The organism is Leucobacter musarum subsp. musarum, assembly GCF_001273845.1.
In the GTDB taxonomy this organism is placed as follows: Bacteria; Actinomycetota; Actinomycetes; order Actinomycetales; family Microbacteriaceae; genus Leucobacter; species Leucobacter musarum.
Genome location: NZ_JHBW01000090.1, coordinates 1 through 3,537, shown reverse-complemented (window position 1 = coordinate 3,537; position 3,537 = coordinate 1). Strand labels below are relative to the sequence as shown.

The window sequence follows — 3,537 nt, the reverse complement described above, 5'->3', positions numbered from 1 at the left end:
CTTAGCCTGCGAAGCGGCCGGCGTTACGAGCATCACTCGCGTTATACGCCTGAGCGATCTGCTCAGTGTTACTCGAAATACGCTCCAGCAACGACTGCAACTCGTTCAACGACTGCGTCCACTGACGCTGCGCCACGTCATACGAGTTCTGCGCCTCACCACTCCACGCTCCGCGCAGCTTGGCAACCTCAGACTCCAAACGCTCGATCTCCGAACGAATCCCCTGCGCACCATTACGAATCTGACCCGAAAGTGCACTGACCTGTGCGGTCTGCACCGACATCGACTGCATGCTCATGATTTCTCTATTCCCCTAGAAGTCGCGTCTGTACTCAGTTACCGGACATCATCGCGCCGAGGCCCGAGATCGCCTGCTGGTGCTCCTGCTCCGTCGCAGCCTGATCCTGCTCCGTGCCACGCAGCGAGTTCTCAAGATCGACGAGCACATTATTGAGCTTCACCGTCTCAGCATCCCAACGCTGCATCAGCTGCGTGAACGCACCCGCAGCAGAACCCTGCCAGTACCCGCGAAGCTGCTCGATATCACCGCGCACCTTCTTCGTCTGCTGGTCAATACCGGCCTTCGCCTCAGCAACAGCCTGCTGGCCCCGGCGAAGTGCTCCCTCTTCAGCTGCAATGGTCTGAACCATATTGTTCCCCTTGAGTTCAATGTTGCGCACACCGCAACGATGCACACGTTTCCCTAGGCGTCACGCCAACAGGCGAAGCCACCACCCACGACGCTACGCGAAGCCACCGACATCTGGCAAATAGTTACACCAACCAAATTTATCGTTTGATCATGGGAGACGCAGAATCTCCGCTGCTTCTCGTTTACCGATCGCATACGCGGTAATTCCAGGCGCAGCGCCGGCACCCAGCAACGATCGATGCCGCTCGGGGGCGGTAATCCAGGTATCGATGAATGCGATCAAGGCTTCGTTGCGTCGCTGATGTTCCGGAGTGACTCGGAACGCCCCCGCCTCGACACTCACACTTCCCCGCTGAAAGCGCAGTTCAAGCAGGTGAGCGGGTTGGGGAAACGTTCGGGCGTGATCGACGATCATGACGAACTCGGAAGCCGCATGGGGTCCGCTTCGTTCAGTGGCAATCAATCCTTGCGCAATATCAATCACCACGCGCTTTCGCGCATTGACGATGATGATCGGAATGGTCACCGCGTTGACAATCAGCAGGATCACTATCAGCCAGACCACGCCAGCGGCCGTGTGCTGAAACCACAGTGCGGTCAGTGCGCGGACTCCGAGCAAGAGAACGAGGAGGCCGTTCAGCCCTCCCCAAATCCACCACCACGGTGCGAGATTCTGCTGCCGAAACGTCTCACCTGCGATTCCGTTCACAACGCCTCCAAGGTGCGACCGTATTCCCGTGACCCGAACTCCTCGATCAAGAAGCTACGAGAGAGGGCCATGGATCCTCGAATTTCTCCGCAACGGACTCCCCGAGAGCTCGCGCATCTTCAGAGAACTGCTCGAGATCGGAGATCTCCGTGGCAAACAAGTCCCAGAGACTCTTCACCGCACCCACGATTGAGAGTATGAGTCCGATGACGCCGATGGGAGTGACCGGTGGAACGAGGGCGATAGCGCTCACTACCGCACCTGCGAGCGCAAGGGCGAAGTTCACAAGTCCGTTGAGGATATTGCCCCAAAAACTCTCGATCGAATCAGCATGCTTCCCGAGCGCCTCGCCGATGAGCTTCGCACTATCTTCAACGTTTTCAATCGCATCGTGCTGCATGGTGACGATCACACGATACGCATCCGATGCGGGCCCCTCCCACGAATCTGTGGCAGGGAGATCGTCACGACGAACCAGATCCGCAGCCGATTCGAGGAGATTGGTCACACTCGTTTTCCAGGACTCCGCAGCAGTACGAAGCGCAGCGGGATCGCCAAGCCCATAACTGATGACTTCTTCAAAGAGCTCGAACAAGCGTTGCACTTCAGCGCAAAACTCATCCCACTTCTGAAGAATGTCGTTCAGGAAACTGCGAAGTGGTGCCGGGATCATCGAGATCGCACCATTGATTGCACTTGCTAGACGATCCACGTCGGCTGAGCAGCGCTGAACCGTCGAAACGGATTGAGCGGCTTGCGCATTCACAACAAATCAACCTTCCAATTCCGCAGTGATTTCACGGAGTCTGGCCAAGATCAGGTCTTCTGCAGAGTTGTATGAGGTCACCGCTGAGGTCAACGATCCTGCAACTTCACTCGACTGACCAGCGCCGTCACTCAAATGCGCGTTAAGTTGCCTCAAGAACGCCCGATACACGCCTGCAAACTCGATGCCGGCCATCATGAATGCATCATTGGGGAGATCTCGCCCCTCCATGGATGCGGCCAGGCTACGAAGCTCTTCCGCGCTTGTCGCCCACTTCTCTGAGTCGCTCGACACATCATTAAATGTCACCTCGACTTCAACAGCCATGATTCTCCTTGCTCAGTCCCCTGAACGCACTATTCGAGTCCGTCGAACGGCCGACTCATTGATTCAGTGGCTTCCTGAATCGCATACCCAATGTCTTGCTCGATCGCTTTCGCGCCGACTCCCCGAAGTCGTTCTGAATTCAATCGAATGGAATTCACATACCCATCTGGGGACAGGTTGATTGTTGCAATTCCCAGAGGCCCACGCCCGTGAGAGCGCTTCTTCACGTGCGCCTGCACTTGAGCGATCAAGGAATCAAGCTCAGCGTTGAATTCATTGACGCTGAGCTCAGAAGTGCGTCGAACAAATTCATGGCTCACGTTCGAAGTGACCGGCGGAGCCGCCGCACTCGCCTGTTCGGTGATGACGTCAGACAGACCGAACTCCTCGATCTCGTATCGCCTCTGCATCGCCTGGTTGAGTGCTTCGGAAATTGCCGCTTCAAGATCTAGCGGAGCAACGATGCGTTCCCAATCATCCCGAATCGCAATCATCGTCGCATTCGAGGAAAGCGTCACCGTGACGGCTCCGAGCTGGTCTCTACCCTCAGCTACTGAGCGGCTCCCAACCGCTAGCGATGAGAACTCTTCCTCGCTTCGGCTGAGCTCTTCGCCGAGCAACTTCCATGTATCCCGATTGTTTCGAGTCATTCCATGTGCCCCGTCTCCTCCTGAGCATCCAGCATGAGATGCTACGCGGCCGCGTAAACGTCCTCGAGCGCGTCTTCGGTCTCTTCATAGGTCTGCGCGGCAAAATCGCACAGATCCGAAACCGCCTGCAAGATGGTTTTGAGCGCCCGCATCGAAGTGGCCCACTCGAGCTGCGCCGAATCGAATGCTTGCTGCGCTTCCCCCGACCAAGCTCCTCGAAGCACAAGCGCAGCATTTTCGAGACGGAGCAACTCGATGTCGAGTCCATTCACGGAGACCGAAAGATCTTGACCGAAGTCTCGAATCCGTTCGGTGTCAAAGGTGAGTTGTGCCAATTGTCATCCCCAAGTCGTCCTCGCGTCCCCCGAGTACCCCAGATTCGCGGGCGTTCACCGCCCACAGATGTTGAAAACTTAGCCTGCGAAGCGGCCGG

General features: G+C 56.8%; 7 protein-coding genes. All 7 read right to left on the bottom strand.

Translation table 11 applies throughout. The annotated features are described in order from the left end of the window. Nucleotide 1 precedes the first annotated feature (1 nt). Complete coding sequence (locus CH42_RS14300; protein WP_241488076.1) at nt 2-283, bottom strand: WXG100 family type VII secretion target; 282 nt, start codon at nt 281-283, stop codon at nt 2-4. 49 nt (nt 284-332) lie between these two features. Beyond that, nucleotides 333-650, bottom strand: coding sequence for a WXG100 family type VII secretion target (locus CH42_RS14295; RefSeq protein WP_053353891.1), 318 nt, complete (start codon nt 648-650; stop codon nt 333-335). 150 nt (nt 651-800) lie between these two features. Next, the gene (locus CH42_RS14290) at nt 801-1,361 is read right to left on the bottom strand and encodes a hypothetical protein (RefSeq protein ID WP_053353890.1); all 561 of its coding nucleotides are present in this window, start codon (nt 1,359-1,361) and stop codon (nt 801-803) included. Between the two features lie 46 nt (nt 1,362-1,407). Continuing rightward, entirely contained in the window at nt 1,408-2,127 is a 720-nt protein-coding gene (locus tag CH42_RS14285) for a WXG100 family type VII secretion target (RefSeq protein ID WP_156322589.1), read from the bottom strand. A gap of 6 nt (nt 2,128-2,133) precedes the next feature. Further along, nucleotides 2,134-2,454 (bottom strand): hypothetical protein, encoded by a 321-nt coding sequence (locus CH42_RS14280; protein ID WP_053353888.1) that lies wholly within the window; start codon nt 2,452-2,454, stop codon nt 2,134-2,136. 29 nt (nt 2,455-2,483) lie between these two features. Continuing rightward, nucleotides 2,484-2,972 carry a hypothetical protein gene (locus CH42_RS14275; protein ID WP_156322588.1) on the bottom strand — a complete coding sequence of 163 codons (489 nt, stop codon included), beginning with the start codon at nt 2,970-2,972 and terminating at the stop codon, nt 2,484-2,486. Nucleotides 2,973-3,145: 173 nt separating this feature from the next. Next, the gene (locus tag CH42_RS14270) at nt 3,146-3,439 is read right to left on the bottom strand and encodes a WXG100 family type VII secretion target (RefSeq protein WP_053353886.1); all 294 of its coding nucleotides are present in this window, start codon (nt 3,437-3,439) and stop codon (nt 3,146-3,148) included. Between the last annotated feature and the right edge of the window lie 98 nt (nt 3,440-3,537).

Bases quoted from the DNA above. Each gene is read 5' to 3' on its own strand.
- CH42_RS14300 (WP_241488076.1), bottom strand. From the start codon at position 283: ATGTCGGTGCAGACCGCACAGGTCAGTGCACTTTCGGGTCAGATTCGT.
- CH42_RS14295 (WP_053353891.1), bottom strand. From the start codon at position 650: ATGGTTCAGACCATTGCAGCTGAAGAGGGAGCACTTCGCCGGGGCCAG.
- CH42_RS14280 (WP_053353888.1), bottom strand. From the start codon at position 2,454: ATGGCTGTTGAAGTCGAGGTGACATTTAATGATGTGTCGAGCGACTCA.